The 15,858-nt window shown below is 68.1% G+C and carries 11 protein-coding genes and 1 pseudogene (1 of these 12 only partly in view); 8 read left to right on the top strand and 4 right to left on the bottom strand.

Features of this window, described 5'->3' with window-relative positions; genetic code table 11:
• A protein-coding gene (locus GKE62_RS04220; protein WP_370516059.1) for a glycerol-3-phosphate dehydrogenase crosses the window boundary here: on the bottom strand, positions 1–1,436 show its 5' portion. Its footprint begins 52 nt before the window's first position; the window shows 1,436 of its 1,488 coding nt (coding positions 1–1,436); it begins with the start codon at positions 1,434–1,436; the stop codon falls past the left edge of the window.
• Positions 1,433–2,515, bottom strand: a complete 1,083-nt coding sequence (locus GKE62_RS04215; RefSeq protein WP_154691141.1) for a YeiH family protein — start codon at positions 2,513–2,515, stop codon at positions 1,433–1,435. The genes GKE62_RS04220 and GKE62_RS04215 overlap by 4 nt, the downstream gene beginning before the upstream one ends.
• Before the next feature lie 85 nt (positions 2,516–2,600).
• On the opposite strand from GKE62_RS04215, the gene GKE62_RS04210 reads away from it, so the two are divergent.
• Positions 2,601–3,854, top strand: coding sequence for an MFS transporter (locus tag GKE62_RS04210; protein WP_230206904.1), 1,254 nt, complete (start codon positions 2,601–2,603; stop codon positions 3,852–3,854).
• Positions 3,855–3,862: 8 nt separating this feature from the next.
• Here the strand turns inward: GKE62_RS04210 and GKE62_RS04205 are convergent, their stop codons facing one another.
• Positions 3,863–4,033, bottom strand: a complete 171-nt coding sequence (locus GKE62_RS04205; protein ID WP_154691139.1) for a hypothetical protein — start codon at positions 4,031–4,033, stop codon at positions 3,863–3,865.
• Between the two features lie 276 nt (positions 4,034–4,309).
• Between GKE62_RS04205 and GKE62_RS04200 the strand changes: the two genes are divergently transcribed.
• On the top strand, positions 4,310–5,089 hold the full coding sequence (locus tag GKE62_RS04200) for an SDR family NAD(P)-dependent oxidoreductase (protein WP_154691138.1): 780 nt from the start codon (positions 4,310–4,312) through the stop codon (positions 5,087–5,089).
• 73 nt (positions 5,090–5,162) lie between these two features.
• Here GKE62_RS04200 and GKE62_RS04195 read toward each other — a convergent pair whose 3' ends face one another.
• Positions 5,163–7,598 (bottom strand): TonB-dependent receptor, encoded by a 2,436-nt coding sequence (locus GKE62_RS04195; protein WP_154691137.1) that lies wholly within the window; start codon positions 7,596–7,598, stop codon positions 5,163–5,165.
• Between the two features lie 184 nt (positions 7,599–7,782).
• Between GKE62_RS04195 and GKE62_RS04190 the strand changes: the two genes are divergently transcribed.
• The 6 genes and pseudogenes from GKE62_RS04190 (at position 7,783) to GKE62_RS04165 (ending at position 15,839) form a co-directional block, all read left to right on the top strand.
• A complete protein-coding gene (locus GKE62_RS04190; RefSeq protein ID WP_154691136.1) occupies positions 7,783–9,777 on the top strand; it encodes an alpha-glucosidase in 1,995 nt (664 codons plus the stop codon).
• The gene (locus GKE62_RS04185; RefSeq protein WP_154691135.1) at positions 9,774–10,799 is read left to right on the top strand and encodes a LacI family DNA-binding transcriptional regulator; all 1,026 of its coding nucleotides are present in this window, start codon (positions 9,774–9,776) and stop codon (positions 10,797–10,799) included. The genes GKE62_RS04190 and GKE62_RS04185 overlap by 4 nt, the downstream gene beginning before the upstream one ends.
• A complete protein-coding gene (locus GKE62_RS04180) occupies positions 10,792–11,697 on the top strand; it encodes an aldo/keto reductase family oxidoreductase (RefSeq protein ID WP_154691134.1) in 906 nt (301 codons plus the stop codon). Before GKE62_RS04185 ends, GKE62_RS04180 begins: the two co-directional genes overlap by 8 nt.
• On the top strand, positions 11,694–12,794 hold the full coding sequence (locus tag GKE62_RS04175; RefSeq protein ID WP_154691133.1) for an LLM class flavin-dependent oxidoreductase: 1,101 nt from the start codon (positions 11,694–11,696) through the stop codon (positions 12,792–12,794). Before GKE62_RS04180 ends, GKE62_RS04175 begins: the two co-directional genes overlap by 4 nt.
• A gap of 284 nt (positions 12,795–13,078) precedes the next feature.
• The gene (locus tag GKE62_RS04170) at positions 13,079–14,173 is read left to right on the top strand and encodes a cell wall hydrolase (protein WP_154691132.1); all 1,095 of its coding nucleotides are present in this window, start codon (positions 13,079–13,081) and stop codon (positions 14,171–14,173) included.
• 140 nt (positions 14,174–14,313) lie between these two features.
• Positions 14,314–15,839 (top strand): annotated as a pseudogene (locus GKE62_RS04165) (acyl-CoA carboxylase subunit beta).
• Positions 15,840–15,858: the final 19 nt, after the last annotated feature.

Here is a 15,858-nt window from a genome sequence, read left to right as displayed (position 1 = left end):
TCCACCGAAAACCGCAACCCCAGCTTGGTCCGGCGCCACAGCACGTCGTCGGCAGTCCTCGCCCATTCGGCGGCGATCAGATAAGCGGCCTCGCGCTCGCTGAGGCCGTGCCCGAAGTCCGTTCCCAGGCCGGCGAGGGCCTTGGCGTCGCCGAGGATCGTGCGGGCCAGCGTGCCATAGGCGCGGGTCAGGCGCAGCGCCTGGTCGGGCCCGAGGAAAGGGTAGTCGCGGGCCAGCGCGGCGGTCAGCGAGGCGGCGGTCTGCTTGGGGAAGTCTCCGCCCGGCAACGGCTCGCCATCGCTCCAGTCGCCGCCCTGCAGCGCCGCCACATGCGGTTGCAACCGGGCTACCGCGGATTCGGCCAACGTGCGGTAGGTGGTGATCTTGCCGCCGAATACCGACAGCAGCGGCGGGACCCCGTCGCCGCCGTCGAGCGCGAAGCTGTAGCCGCGGGTCGCCGCCTCGGGCCGGCCGCGGCCGTCGTCCATCAGCGGCCTGACGCCCGAATAGGACCACGCCACGTCGGCGGGCGTGATGGCCTGGGCGAAGTACTCGTTCACCCCGGCGCACAGATAAGCGATCTCGTCAGCGCTGGCCGCAAGATCGTCGAGCGCCCCGTGATGGTCCGCGTCGGTGGTCCCGATCAGGGTGAAGTCGCGCTCATACGGGATCGCGAAGAAGATCCGCCCGTCGGGAAGCTGGAAGAAATAGGCGAAATCGTGGTCGAACAGCTTGCGCACCACGATGTGCGAGCCGCGCACCAGGCGCATCTTCTGGTGTGGGGGCACGCCCGCGCGGTGGAGAAGGTCGAGCACCGCCGGTCCCGCCGCGTTGACTACCGCGCCCGCGCGGAAGGTCTCGCCGCCCGCCAGAATCGTCCAGGCGCCGGCCTCACGGCGTAACTCGGTGACCTCGCAGCGGGTCCGCACCGTCGCCCCGCGGTTGGCGGCGTCGCGCGCGTTGAGCACCACGAGCCGGGCATCGTCGACCCAGCCGTCCGAATAGACGAACGCGGTGTGGAGGCCGGATTTGAGCGGCGCGCCTGCGGCGTGCTTGGCCAGATCGATCGTCCGCGTCGCGGGCAGCGCCTTGCGCCCGCCGATGTGGTCATAGAGGAACAGACCGGCGCGCAGCAGCCATTTGGGGCGCAAGCCTTTGCGATAGGGCAGCACGAAGCGCAGTGGCCAGATCACGTGTGGGGCGATGCCCCACAGCTTCTCGCGCTCGGACAGGGCCTCGCGGACCAGGCCGAATTCGTAGTGCTCGAGATAGCGCAAGCCGCCGTGGATCAGCTTGGTCGAGGCCGACGAGGTGCCGCGCGCGAGATCGCCGCGTTCGAGCAGCAGCACTCTGGCCCCGCGCCCCGCGGCATCGCGGGCGATCCCGGCGCCGTTGATCCCGCCGCCGATCACCGCGATGTCGTAGGGTTCGCTCACACCAGCCACTTGGCGAAGGCCAGCGCCGCGGCGAACGAGGCTAGGGTCGCGGCCAGCGTCGGGATCGTCGCGCGCCAGCCTTCCTCGCGCAGCAGTTCGAGCCGCGAACGCATCGCGGTGGCAGTCACCGCGACCAGCAGCAGGCCCTTGGACAGCGTCAGCAGCGATGCCGACCACGCAGGCGGGACCGCGACCACGCTATTGAGCGTGACCGTGGCGAGGAACGCGACGATGAACCACGGCAGCGCCATCCGCCGCCACAGCGCGCGCCGCTGCCCGTCGCCCCCTTGGTCGCCGTGCCCGATCCACAGCGAGACCAGCGCGACCACCGGGGCAAGCAGCGCTACGCGGGCGAGCTTGACGATCGTCGCGTGGCTCCCGGCGGCGTCGGAAAACGCATAGCCTCCGCCGATCGCCTGCGCGACGTCGTGGATCGATGCGCCGATCAGGAACCCGGCCTGCGTGTCGTTCAGCCCCAGCTCGGCCGCCAGCACCGGATAGAGCGACATCGCCAGCGCGCTCGCCAGGCTGACCCCGACGAGCGTCAGCGCGAACTGGGCCTGGCTGAGACGGTGCTTGCCGATAACCCCGTACAGCGCCAGCGCCGCCGAGGCGCCGCAGATCGCGGTCGCGCCGCCCGCCAGGATCCCCGCGTAGCGATCCTGCCCGACCAGCCGCGCACCGATCAGCGCCGCCCCGAACGCGGCGGCCATCACCACGACCAGCGCCATGAACGGCACCGGCCCGAGCGCGCCGATCTGGGCGAAGGTCACCTGGAATCCGAGCACGACGATGCCGATCCGCAGGAAGGTGCGGCTGGCGAAATCGAGCCCGCGGTGCATCTTGGGGTCGGTCCCGAGGAAGCTCAGCGACAGGCCAACCAGCAGGCCGAGGAGGATGATCGGAAAGCGGTAGTGCTCGGCTAGCCAGGCGGCGGCAAGGCTGGCGGTGCCGCACACCGCGAGGCCGGGCCACAGCGGATCGCGGTTCTCGGCGACCGGCTCGGCCCCGCCGAGGTGGAGCTCGCCGAATAGGTCGCCGGCGTGGGCGGGATAGGCGGATATGTCCTGCGGTGTCATATTCCCGCTTCCCTTATCTCGACGAGGCGCTACCGTGCAAGCGAACAAGCGCCGGGACAAGGCGCTGCGGGCGAGGAGAGCGGATTTGGCGCAGACTGTCAGACCCGGAGACGCCGCCGATGCGGGGCTGGAGCGTTCACGCAACCTCCTGATCGCGCTGCTCTTCTTCGGCACGATCATCAACTATGTCGATCGCCAGGTGCTGTCGCTGCTCAAGCCGACGATTTCCGCCGAATACGGCTGGGGCGACGCCGAATTCGCCCATTTCGCTTCGGCCAGTCAGCTCGCCGCCGCCGCAGCCCTGCTGTTCGTCGGCTGGCTGATCGACCGGTTTGGCGTGCGCATCGCCTATGGCGCGGCGGTAGTGGTGTGGAGCGTTGCCGGGATGGCCCACGCGGTGGCCGGCACGGTCACCCAGTTCGTCACCGCGCGCGTGGTGTTGGTCGCGGCCGAGGCGGTCAACACCCCTGCCGCGGTCAAGGCCGCCGCGCAGTTCCTGCCGCTCAAGCGCCGCACGATGGCGGCGGGAATCGTCAACACCGCGCCGAACCTGGGCAACATCATCGCCCCGCTGACGGTGGTGCCGTTCGCGGTGGCGTTCGGGTGGAAGGCGGCGTTTCTCGTCACCGGGGCGCTCGGCTTCATCTGGCTTGCGTTCTGGATTTTCGGCACGCAGCGGCTGATCCCGGTCCCGCGCGCCGCTCCCGCGACCGGTACCGGCGGTTATCGCGCCGCGCTGGCCGATCGCAAGACTTGGGCGATCGCCGGGGCCAAGGCGATCACCGACATGTTCTGGTGGTTCTTCACGTTCTGGCTGCCCGACCTGTTCCACAAAGTGTTCGACCTGTCGCAGTCCCAACTCGTCGGCCCGACCGCGCTGGCGTTCAGCCTTGCCGCGCTCGGTGCGCTGACCGCGGGCAAATTGTTCGGCGTGCTGCTGGGCGGGGGCCGCTCGGTCAACGCCGCGCGCAAGCTGGGCATGCTGCTCTACGCGCTGATCATACTGCCGATTCCGCTGGCGCTGACCGCCGACAGCGCGTGGACCGCCGCCGCGATCATCGGCATGGCGCTGTTCGCGCACCAGGGCTTTTCCACCAACATCTTCGGCTTCGCGGCCGACGCGGTGCCTGCCCAGCGCGTGGCGACGGTGATGGCGATCGGCGCGATCGCCGGCAACGTGGCCGGCTTCGGCATTCAGGAGGCGACCGGACGGCTGCTGACCGGCGGGTATGGCTACGCGCCGCTGTTCTGGGTCGCGGCGTTCGCGTATCTCATTGCGCTGGCGTGGATCCACCTGCTGGTGCCGCGGATCTTCGCGGAGGACGAGACCACCGCCTGAAGCCGCGCTTAACCCAGCCGATACGGCGTGGGATCGCCGCGTTCCTCGATGATCTCACGACGGGCCCGCGAACTGCATTTCCAGAATTGCGCCTGGACCTCGTCGACGCTCTGCCCCGATCTTGCCGCGGCAAGTCCGATGATTGCGTCGTCGTCTTTCACCACGGTATCCTGGGCCAAGGAGCTCTCCTCGAGCCCAAGTGCTCGGGCGAGAAGGCGGGCCGTCCGGGCACGCTGGCGGAATTCGAAGTCGAGGAGTCGAGCGGTCTCGAACTCCTACTTCTTCCGCATCGCCTTGCCGAGGTCCCAAACCATGGGTGCGATATGAGTGGAGCCTGCGGTACCTTCAAGTTGCCCTCCCGCCACTGCCCTAGCGCATCGGCTAGTGTCGCCGGGTAAACCGGCCCGCCATCCTCCATCCCGATCGCAATCCACATGGCCGCGAGGACAAGTAGTATGGGTATTCTCGACAGGTTCAGGCTCGATGGCGAGGTCGCGGTGGTGACCGGGGCGGGTAAGGGGATCGGGCGGGCGATCGCGATCGGGCTGGCAGAGGCTGGGGCCGACGTCGCGCTGGCCTCGCGCACCCAGGCCGATCTCGATGCGGTCGCGGCGGAGATTCGCCGGCTCGGCCGTCGCGCCCTGCCGTTGGCGACCGACGCCACCTCGAGCGAAGCGCTGGAAAAGCTGGCCGCCGCGACTGTCGCCGAATTCGGCAAGTTGACGATCTGGGTCAACAACGCGGGCGGCATCCCCGATGCGACGCCGCGCTATCTGACGCGCACGTCCGAGGACAACTTCGACGCGCAGATGGCGCTCAATCTCAAGGCGGTGTGGCTAGGCGCGACCGTGGCGGCACGGCACATGGCCGAAGGCGCGGGCGGCGGGTCGATCATCAACATCTCGTCGCGATCGGCGTTCGGCGCGCAGGTCAAGAACGGGCCTTATGGTGCTGCCAAGGCGGCGGTGAACAGCCTGACCAGCACACTTTCGGTCGAGCTCGCGCCTGCGATCCGCGTCAACGCGGTCGCCCCGGGCCCGATCCCGACCGAGAATTTCGATGAGTGCATGGGCACCGACACCCCGGAAAAGCGAGAAAAATTGCTCGCGGCGATCGGCATCCCGCTCGGCCGCTACGGCGACCCCGAGGATATCGCCGCCGCCGTCGTCTATATGGCCTCGCCCGCGGCAGGCTGGGTGACGGGGCAGTGCCTCTACGTCACCGGAGGGCGTTAGGAACCGCGTGCCACCACGCATGAATCGGCCGCGGAAGTCTCCCTCCGCGGCCGTCGTTCAAGCTCTTAAATACCTAGAAGTTCAGCCGCCCCGTCACCCCGATATAGCGGTCCGCGTCGCGCGGGATCTGGTAGCGGTAGCTGCCGCCGGGCCCGCCGTTGATGATCGCGGCGGCATATTCCTTGTCGGTCAGATTGCGGACTTGCGCGGTGATCCGCCAGGTATCGTCGGGATCGCCGAAGCCGATCTGGGCGTTGACCAGCGCGTATTTCGGAATAGTCCCCAACTGGCGCTGGACCGCGTTGGCCGCGAACAGCGAAAGTTGGCTCGACTGGAAGTTGGTCGATGCCCCCAGCCACACGTCGATCGCGCCGCCAGTGCGCCAGCGGTAATCGGCCGCCAACGATCCCTTCCACTTGGGCGCATAGCCCAGCGGCGTGCGAGGGGGAATTGTCGCGGCGCCTGCGGGCGCGTTGAACCGGTCGACCCGCGCCTTGGTGTAGGCGACCCCGCCGTTGAGGGTGAAGTCGTCGAACGGGCGCCAGTTCATGTCGGCTTCGATTCCGCGGGTCGACACCTCACCCGCGTTTGTGAAGCGGGTCACCACGACGCCCGCGACTAGGTCGGGGTTGTTGGCCTGGAAGTTATGATAGTCAGCACGGAACAGCGCCAGGTTCAGCGTCATCCGCCCGTCGAGCAGCGTGTTCTTGAGTCCGATCTCGAACGCGTCGGAAGTCTCAGGCGAAATCCGGTTGGTGCCAGTGGCGGTGAGGTTGAAGAAGATGTTGTAGGCCGGCCCCTTGTAGCCGCGGGTATACGAGAGGTAGCCCATGTGATCGCGGGTGAAATCGAACTGCGCGGAAATCTTGCCCGAAAGGTTGTCCGCGGTGGTCTTGGTCCGGAATGCCACGCCGTTCGACGCGGTTACCGCTTGCGCCGCGGCAGTGGTGGGCGAAACGCCCGTCGCGACCAGGGCGAGATAACGGTCGTAGACCCCTTGGTCGAAATTAGGCTGAATCCCCGGCGCTGCCTGAGGTAGCCCGCCGCTGACGGCCAGGCCGGTCGCCACGCGCTTGTGGAATACCGAAAGGTCGTCCTTCGAATAGCGCAAGCCCCCGATCAGACGAAAGGTGTCGGTGGCGTTGAGCGTTGCCTGGCCGAAGGCGGCGTAGTTCTTGAAGCGCGAGCCGAAATCGGCGGTGCCCGAAGGCGTGGTCGAGGGGTTGGCGTTGGGGCTGCCGCACGGGATCAGCACGTTGGTCGGCGCACCGGTAACCGCGGTGCAGACCACGTCGTTGCGGGTGAACACGCGGCGGGAATAGGCGTTCGAATAGTAGCCCCCCAGCACATAGCTGATCACCTGGTTGGCGGGCGAGGTCAGCCGCAGTTCCTGCGTTAGCGTGTGGGTGCGTTGCGGGCCATTATCGTGCAGCTGGTTGAACCCGACATAGGCGCGGTCGAGCCAGTCGCCATCGCGGATCTCGGTATTGTCCCAGTCGCGATAGGCGGTGATGCTGGTCAGCGTATGCGTGCCCACCCCGACATCGGCCTGGAGCGATACGCCCCAGCCTCTTTCCTTGGTGGCCGTGATCAGATCCTGAGTGATCCGCCGGGTCTTCGCCCCGCGCGGCGTCGGCAGCACGTTGAACGCCAGGTTGGTGGTCGGCGCCCCGGCCCCGGTCAGCGGACCGGTGGCGATGATGTCGGCGCAGCAATCGTCGTCGTTCTTGTGATAATCGGCGGTCGCGTAGAGCCGCAGCGCGTCCGACGGCTCGTAGAGGAACTGCGCCCGCGCGCCGTAGTGCTCATAGCCATTGACACGCTTGCCCGCGGTCAGATTGCGGATGTTGCCGGCGTAGTTACCGTAGAACGCGGTGAACCGGCCGGCGGCGTTCTCGCCCAATGGCACGTTGACCGCAGCCTTGCCGCGGTATTCTTTGCGGTCGAAATAGCTGGCCTCGAGCGTGCCGCCAAATTCGCCGACCTTCGGCATCTTGGTAGTGATGTTGAGCACGCCGGCACTGGCGTTCTTGCCGAATAGCGTGCCCTGGGGTCCGCGCAGCACCTCGAGCCGGTCGATGTCGACCAGGTCGCTGAAGGCCTCGCCCGACCGGGCGTAGACGACCCCGTCGACCACGGTCGAGACCGACGGCTCACCCGCGATCGAGAAGCTGGCGGTGCCCACCCCGCGCAGGAAGATCGTCTGGTTCAGCGTCGTGCCCGACTTGAGGAAGTTGAGCGCGGGAACCTGTTGTGCGGCGCTTTCCACGCTTGGGCGGGAGGCCGACCCGAGTTGCTCGCCGGATAACACCGAGACTGCGACCGGCACGTCCTGGAGCCGCTCGCTGCGCTTTTGCGCGGTGACGACGATCTCTCCGGGAGGGGCTTCGTCGAGCGAAGTGGCCTCAGCCTCGGCAGGGACAGCGGCGTCCTGGGCCAGTGCGGGCTGAGCCAGCGCGATCAGCGAGACGGTTCCGGCGAGCGCGGCGGCGCGAAGCGTGGCTTTCATGGTATCCTCCCAACAGCGCTCGCCGGCATTCGGCGCCCACGAGCGAAACCCGCAGCGGCGCGACTGGCCGCTTTCGATGGCTTGAATTGACCCGCACGGGCCGATATGTCAAGCGGTGTCATACGAAGTCCGGACGGTGCGGTAAAAATGCCGCAGACGGGGGCATTGAGAGGTCTGCGGCAAGGTGAAATCGGGCTTTTTCGCGGTTGAGGACGGGTTCGACCTGCGCATTGCAGGCTTGACCGTACTGCGTCATCGCGATTCCTGTCCTGCGGTGTCCGTCGCCCGCGGCGCGCCCGACGTGACGATGCACCACGGCAATTTCCGCATCGAAGATGCTCCTTACGCTCGCGCCGACGGGGGCGCGTGCACCCTCGACGAACGCACCGTAAGGTTCGACGGGAACGCCGAATTGCGCTTCGATCCACGGGCTCTCACCCTGACGGTGACCGCGCTGGCCCCGCACGCCGATCGCATCTGGCTGCGCCTCCATGCCGAACCGGGCGAGCAGGTCTCGGGCGGGGGCGAGCAGATGAGCTACCTCGCGCTGGCCGGGCGGCGCTTTCCGATGTGGACCAGCGAACCCGGCGTCGGGCGCGACAAGAGCACCGAACTGACCCGCCTGATGGATGCGCAAGGCATGGCGGGAGGCGACTTTTGGACGACCAACTACCCCCAGCCGACTTATCTTTCGTCGCGGAATTACGCCTGTCACTTGGACGGCACCACCTATAGCGCGCTCGATTTCACCGATCCCGCCCGGCACGAGATCGAGGTCTGGTCGGGCGAAGCGCGCTTCGAATTCTTCCTCGGCGACGGCCCGGTGGACCTCGTCGGTCAGCTATCGACCCGCTTCGGCCGTCAGCCGCCCTTGCCCGACTGGGCGATAGGCGGTGCGATCGTCGGCCTCAAGGATGGCGCTAACAGCCTGATGCGGCTGGAAAAGTTCATCGATGCGGGGACCACCGTGTCGGGGCTGTGGTGCGAGGACTGGGCCGGGGTGCGCGAGACCAGCTTCGGCCGCCGCCTGTTCTGGGACTGGCGCTGGAACATGGGCCGCTACCGCGATCTGCCCGAAGGGATCGCCGATCTGGCGGCGCGCGGCATCCGTTTTCTTGCCTACGCAAACCCGTATCTTTGCAATGACGGCTGCCTGTTCCTCGAAGCGAAACAGGGCCGGCACTTGTGCCTGCACCAGGATAGCGACGAGGTCTATCTCGTTGATTTCGGAGAGTTCCAGGCCGGGGTGGTCGACTTCACCCGCGCCGAGACCCGCAGCTGGTTCGCCGAACGGATCCTGGGGCAAGAGATGCTCGACATGGGCATCGCCGGATGGATGGCTGACTTCGGCGAATATCTCCCCACCGACGTCCGCCTGGCCGACGCCAGCGACCCGATGGAGGCGCACAACCGTTGGCCGGTGCTGTGGGCCGAGGTCAACGCGATGGCGCTGGAATCACGCGGGAAGACCGGCGACGCGGTGTTCTTCATGCGCGCCGGGTTCAGCGGGGTTCAGGCGCATTGCCCGCTGCTGTGGGCGGGCGACCAGTCGGTCGATTTCACCCGCCACGACGGGATCGGTACCGTGCTTACCGGGGCGCTGTCGGCGGGACTGCTCGGCAACGCCTACAGCCATTCGGATTGCGGCGGCTACACCTCGCTCCACGGCAATGTCCGCACCGCCGAGCTGATGATGCGGTGGTGCGAGCTTGCCGCGTTCGCCCCGGTGATGCGCAGCCACGAAGGCAACCGCCCCGACGACAACCTGCAATACGACAGCACCCCGCAACTGCTTGCCTGCTTCGCGCGCTGGAGCCGGGTCCACGCCCACCTGGCCTCCTACGTCCGCCACTTGTGCGACGAGGCGCAGGCCAGCGGACTGCCTGCGCAACGCGCGCTGTTCCTGCACTACCCGAACGATCCGGCGCTGTGGACGGTGCAGGACCAGTACCTCTACGGCGTCGACCTGCTGGTCGCGCCGGTGATCAAGGAGGGGGCGGTGGAGCGCAAGGTGATCCTGCCCGGCGACTTGCCGTGGCGGCATGTCTGGAGCGGCGAGGACTTCGCCCCGGGGGCTCATACGGTCGCGGCGCCGCTCGATCACCCGCCGGTATTCTATCGGCCGGACAGCGCGTTTGCGGCGCTATTTGCCAAACTTCCCGAGGCCCTTGCCCTATGAGCGACCGCGCCAACATCCGCGATGTCGCTGCGCGGGCTGGGGTGGCGGTCAAGACCGTCAGCCGCGTGCTCAACGGCCATCCCTACGTCAGCACCGAAACCCGCGAGCGCGTGGAAAAGGCGGTGCGCGATCTGGAGTTCCGGCCCTCGATCGCAGCGCGCATCCTCTCGGGCGCGAAGTCCAACCAGATCGCGCTGATCTACGACAACCACAGCCCGTACTACACCTTCCAGATCCAGATGGGCTGCTGGGAGGCGTGCCACAGTCGCGGCATCCGCCTGCTCGCCCAGCCGGTCGATGTAGCCGATCCTCGCGTCGGCGACGAGGTCCGCGGGCTGGTCTCCGAAACCCACGTCGACGGGATCGTGCTTTCTTCGCCGGTGACCGACTGCGAGCCGGTGCTGCGCGCGCTAGACGTGATGGACATCCCGTTCGTGCGCATCTCGCCCGGCACCAACCACGCGCTGACCAGCAGCGTGTTCATGGACGACGCGCTCGCGGCCGACGACATGACCACCCACCTGATCAACGCGGGGCATCGCCGGATCGGGTTCGTCAAGGGCCACCCCAACCACATGGCTTCGGACGAACGGCTGTTCGGCTATCGCCGCGCGCTCGACCGGGTCGGCATCGCCTTCGAGCCGGGGCTGATCTGCGATGGCGAGTTCGATTTCGAAAGCGGGGTGAGGGCGGCCAACCTGCTGCTCGACCTACCCGACCGCCCGACCGCGATCTTCGCCTCGAACGACGACATGGCCGCGGGCGTGCTGGCGGTGGCGCACGATCGCGGGATCGATCTGCCGGGCGCGCTGTCGGTCGCCGGGTTCGACGACACCACTCTGGCGCGCACAGTCTGGCCGCCGCTGACCACGATCCATCAGCCGATGGCCGAGCTGGCGCGCACCGCCACCGAAATCCTCATTGCCGGGGGTGACATCAGCCACCGCCGCCTGCCCCACACCCTGGTCGAGCGCGGCTCGGTCGCCCCGCCTGCCCGAAGGGACTTGTCGCATCATGAGTGAACTGCCTGCCCCGCACAAAGTGCGCATCGGTCTTCAAGGACCCGAGATCGCCCCCATCGCCTGGGGGATGTGGCGCTTTGCCGGGCGCAGCCGCGCGGAGGGCGCCGCGCTGGTCCACGCCGCGCTCGATGCCGGGATCGACCTGTTCGACACCGCCGATATCTATGGGTTCGACGGCAGCGGCGGGTTCGGCGATGCCGAGGCGCTGCTGGGCGAAGTGTTGACCGCCGAACCAGGGCTGCGCAGCCGCATGGTGCTGGCGAGCAAGGGCGGCATTCGTCCGCCGCTGCCCTACGACCAGAGTCCCGCCTATCTGGCCGAGGCGATCGACGCCTCGCTGCGGCGGCTGAAAGTCGAGCGGATCGACCTGTGGCAGATCCATCGGCCCGACATCCTCGCCCACCCGCAGGAAGTCGCCAAGGCTCTCGACCAGGCGCGCACCGCGGGCAAGATCGGCGAGGTCGGGGTCTCCAACTTCACCCAGATCCAGATCGGCGCCCTGGCCGCGTTCCTCGATCGACCGCTGGCGGCGACCCAGCCCGAAATCAGCCCGCTGCGGATCGAGCCGATCGAGAATGGCGAGCTCGACCAGGCGATGGTCCTGGGCCTTGTCCCACTGGCGTGGTCGCCGCTGGGCGGCGGGCGGCTGGCCGATCCGCAGGACGCGCGGGCCAAAGCGGTCGCCGCCGCGCTGGATGCAGTCGGGCGGGATCGCGGCGTGTCGCGCACGGTCGCCGCGTATTCGTGGCTGATGGCGCACCCGGCGGGGATCGTCCCGATCGTCGGTTCGCAACAGGCGGAGCGCATCGCCGAGGCCGCGCAGGCACTGGCCGTCCGCTGGACGCGCGAGGAATGGTACGCGGTGCTGGTCGCCGCGCGGGGGGAGGGATTGCCATGAGCGCTCAACAAAAAACCGGGCAGTGCGAAGTCGCCTGGTTCTCCGCGCTGTGCGACGACGATTACGAATTCCTCGGCGTCCCCGATCCGATGCTGAAGTCGAGCTGGGAGCATTGCCGCAACATCGTGCTGACTGCCGAAAAGGGCGGGTTCGACAATATTCTGCTGCCATCGGGCTATAGCCTCGGTCTCGACACCACGGTGTTCGCCGCCGCGATCGCGCCGTTCCTGCAGCGGATGAAGCTGCTGTGGGCGACACGCATCGGCGAGGACTGGCCGCCGCAGCTTGCGCGGCGCATCGCGACGCTCGACCGCGTGCTCGGTCCCAACGCGGCGGGAACCGGCGGACGGCTCAACGTCAACATCATCTCTTCGGACATGCCGGGCCAAGCGATGCCCGGCCACCCGCGCTATGCCCGCGCCACTGAGACCATCAAGATCGTAAAGACGCTGCTCAACGGCGAGCATCTGAGCCACAAGGGCGAGTTCTATGAGCTCGAGCTCGATCCGCCGCGGATGACGACGATTTCGGGCAAGTGCCCGCCGATGTATTTCGGCGGCCTCAGCCCCGATGCGCGTGAATGCGCGGCGGAAGGCTGCGACGTCTACCTGATGTGGCCCGATACGATGGACAAGGTGCGGGAGACGATCGCCGACATGACCGCGCGCGCCGCGAACCACGGCCGCACGCTCAAGTTCGGTTACCGCGTCCATGTCATCGTGCGCGAGACCGAGGACGAGGCGCGCGCCTACGCCGACCGGCTGGTGTCCAAGCTCGACGACGAAAAAGGCCGGGCGATCCGCGAGGCATCGCTCGATGCGAAGAACTTCGGCGTCCAGCGCCAGGCCGAGTTGCGCGGCGCGGCGGATGGCGACGGGTTCGTCGAAGACAACCTGTGGACCGGGATCGGGCGTGCCCGCTCGGGCTGCGGCGCGGCGATCGTCGGTGATCCCGATCAGGTACTGGCCAAATTGCGCGCCTATCAGGCCGAGGGGATCGAGGCGTTCATTCTCTCCGGCTATCCTCACGCGGCGGAGGCCGACCTGTTTGCGCGCCATGTCTTGCCACAACTGGAGCACGCACCGCTGGTGTGGTGAGGCTTCCCCCCGCCCCCGAAAGGGGAGCGGACACAAAGGCTTGAGAGCGAAGCGAACTAACCGACATTGGAGAGGGGTGCTCTCGTCGGAGACCGCTCCTCTCCAAGCTGCGCTAGCCCCTGGCAGGGAAAGCTTCGCTACCCTCTCCCCTTTCAGGGGCGAGGGTTGGAGCGGCCTCCCCCTTGTTAGCGGGCGCAGCAAACCTGATATGGCTTCGATGTCTGCCGAGCTTGCCCTGGACGAACCGGCGGCCGCCAAGCCTCCCCCGCTGGGGGCTGGCGGTGATGGCGGCGCTGCTCGCGGTGGCGGTGCTGCTGGTGGCGTGGCTACCGCTCCACCGGAACGCGAGTGCACCCGAGGCAACGGCTCCCGGGGCGTCAGCCACCCCGCTGACCGCGCTGCCCGCGCGGGCTGCGGACGCCCCCGTGCTGGCCGCTCCCACGCAGGCTCCGGCGGACGCCAGGGCGCAGAATCTCGCCGACCCGTTTTCCGCCGACAAACTGGCGGCAGCGCCCTCGTTCCGCTTCACCGGCACCACCCTCGACCGCGCCCGCGCCGCCGACTGCCTTGCGCTGGCCGCGCTGGCCGAGGCGGGCGGCGACGACGCCGGGCAGCGCGCGGTGATGCAGGTGGTGCTCAACCGCGTGCGCCACCCCGCATTCGCGCGCACCGTGTGCGGGGTGGTGTTCGAAGGCTCGCAGCGGCGCAGCGGTTGCCAGTTCACCTTCACCTGCGACGGCTCGCTCGACCGGCGCTATAGCGAGGCGGCCCGCGCTGGCGCTCTCGCCCGCGCGCAAGAGGCGCTGGGCGGGCGGGTCTACGCGCCGGTCGGGATCGCCACGCACTATCACACCGACTGGGTCTATCCGTGGTGGAGCCCCAAGCTGCTCAAGGTCGCGCAAGTCCAGACCCACCTGTTCTTCCGCTGGCCCGGCTACTGGGGCAGCGCCGCGGCGGCCAATATCGCCTATCGCGGCGGCGAGCCGGATGTCTTCGCCGCCGCCGCGCCGACGATCGCCTCGCCGGTCGTTTCGGCCGAAGCCGCCGCCGCCGCCAAGCTCGTTCCCAAGGGTTCGGGTGCGCGCGTGGTGATGCGCGATCCGTCTGGCCGAGCCAACTTCGTCACCGTCGATCCGGGCAAGGGCGCGACCAGCGCGATCGCCACCGCGCGCGGCTTGTGCAACGGCCAAGGCACCTGCCGCGTCTATGGCTGGAGCGATGGCAGTGTCGTGCCGCGCGCGCTGCCGTTGCCCGCTGCCTCTCGTGCCCAACTCCAGTTCAGCTACTCGCGCGATCCTTCGGGCAGCGAGATTGTTCTGTACGGTTGCCGCGAGTTCAAGGGTGTCGCGCCCGAGCAGTGCATTCCGCGCGCGCGCTGAAAACACTTTCCTATACGCGTGCTTTCGTGGCCTAGTCCGGCCATGACCGATCACCCGCGCTTCCCGACCGCCCGCACCAACCCCGGAAATACGTGTAAAAAAACTTCCCCTGGACTGTGGTCCAAGTGGTCCAAGCGGGCATGAGCTGGGAACCCGAACTCGAAGAACTGCGCCGCCGCCGCGAGCTGGCGGACCGGATGGGCGGACCGGAAAAGGTCGCGCGCCAGCACGGCCGGGGCAAGATGGATGCACGCGCGCGGATCGCTGCGCTAGTCGATGCAGGCAGCTTTCGCGAGATCGGCAAGATCGCGGGGAAGGGCATGTATGACGACAATGGCGAACTGACCGATCTTGCCCCCGCCAACTACCTCTTCGGCCGGGCCGACATCGAAGGCCGGCCCATCGTGGTCACCGCCGATGATTTCACCGTGCGCGGGGGTCGGCGGACGCTTCGATCCATCGCAAGATGCTCCAGGCGGAGAAGATGGCGCACACTCTGGGCTTGCCGATGGTGCGGATGATCGACGGCACCGGCGGGGGCGGCTCGGTCAAGACGCTCGAGACGATCGGCGCGACCTATATCCCCGCGGTCCACGGCTGGCGCGATGTGGTGATCAACCTCGAGAAGGTGCCCGTGGTCGCGCTCGCACTGGGGCCGACCGCGGGTCTGGGCGCGGCGCGAGCGGTGGCGAGTCATTATTCGGTGATGGTCAAGGGCCTCAGCCAGGTCTTCGCCGCCGGACCCGCGGTGGTCGCGGCGATCGACGGCGGGCAGGCGGTCGAGGACAAGGAAGGGCTCGGCGGCAGCGAAATCCACACCCGCAACGGGGTGATCGACGACGAGGTCGCGAGCGAGGCCGAGGCTTTTGCCCGGGCCCGGCGGTTCCTCTCATACCTGCCCTCGGCCGCGGGCAAGCCCGCACCGCGCGTCGCGTGCAGCGATCCGATCGATCGCCGCGACGAGACGCTGCTGACCGCCGTCCCTCGCGACGGGCGCGCCGCCTATTCGATGCGCCGCATCCTCGCGTCGGTGTTCGATAGCGGCAGCGTGTTCGAGATCGGCGCCAAATGGGGCCAGGCCGCGATCACCGCGTTCGCGCGGCTCGACGGGCGGGTGGTCGCGGTGCTCGCCAGCGATCCCAGCTTCCTGGGCGGATCGTGGGAGGCGCGGACCAGCGAGAAGGCGCAGCGCTTCGTCGAGCTGGCCGACCGCTTCCGCCTGCCCGTGGTTCACTTCGTCGACAACCCCGGCTTCATGATCGGCGCGGCGGCGGAGACCGCGGGGACGATCCGTTATGGCGTGAACGCGATGAACGCGATCTACCGCGCGACGGTGCCGCTGGCCTGCGTCGTGGTCCGCCGGGCCTATGGCATCGCCGGGGCGGCGATGAGCGATGGCGACGCGTTCCAGTATCGCTTCGCGTGGCCCAGTGGCGACTGGGGCAGCCTGCCGATCGAAGGCGGGATCGAGGTTGCGTACAAGTCGGAGATCGAGGCCTCGGAAGACCCGGCGGCCACGCTCACCGAAATCCGCGAGCGCTTGAACCGGGTCCGATCGGTGTTCCGCACCGCCGAACGCTTCGGCGTCGAAGACATCATCGACCCGCGCGACACCCGGCCCCTGCTGTGCGAGTTCGCCGAGCTGGCCTGGGCGAAGCTGTTCTGAACGTCAGAGCCCTCGCACT

This window comes from Novosphingobium sp. Gsoil 351, from assembly GCF_009707465.1.
GTDB lineage: Bacteria > Pseudomonadota > Alphaproteobacteria > Sphingomonadales > Sphingomonadaceae > Novosphingobium.
Note: the sequence above shows the minus strand (reverse complement) of the source record. Positions and strands in the feature narration are given on the sequence as shown.